Raw genomic sequence first — 448 nt, 5'->3', positions numbered from 1 at the left:
AGCTTCTCGCCATGCAGGCTGGCACCCGCCATGCCAGTCAGGCAGAACGCAGCGGAGCGCGCCGCCGCGGCGCCTTCGAATACTGCGCTGCCCGCATCCCCGAATGCGGATGCCACGTGATCAACCGCTGCAAGCGCCTGCTCCGTCGCTCCTTCCTGGAACCAGCCTTGCAACACGCCGGCGCGCAGCGGCGGCAGCCGGCGGTCGATGAGGTCGCTGACAAGTTCGTCCTTGCGCCCGGCGCAGGCCGGATCGCGCGGATCGACACCCTGGAGGAAGTCATAGACCGCGGCAAGGTCGCCGAGATCACGCGCGAACGGCCCGATATGGTCGAGGTCGGCAACGAAAGGAAAGGTGCCAGCGCGCGACAGACGCCCGAACGTCGGCTTCAGACCGAACACGCCGCACAGCGACGCCGGCACCCGGATCGAACCATTCGTATCCGATC

The 448-nt window shown here is 67.6% G+C and carries 1 protein-coding gene; it reads right to left on the bottom strand.

The annotated features are described in order from the left end of the window. On the bottom strand, nucleotides 1-448 hold a 448-nt coding region (locus AACY45_RS28590), incomplete at both ends, for an amidase family protein (RefSeq protein WP_339548829.1).

It is taken from the genome of Pseudomonas sp. RA_35y_Pfl2_P32 (genome assembly GCF_963970735.1).
In the GTDB taxonomy this organism is placed as follows: domain Bacteria; phylum Pseudomonadota; class Gammaproteobacteria; order Pseudomonadales; family Pseudomonadaceae; genus Aquipseudomonas.
Note: the sequence above shows the minus strand (reverse complement) of the source record. Positions and strands in the feature narration are given on the sequence as shown.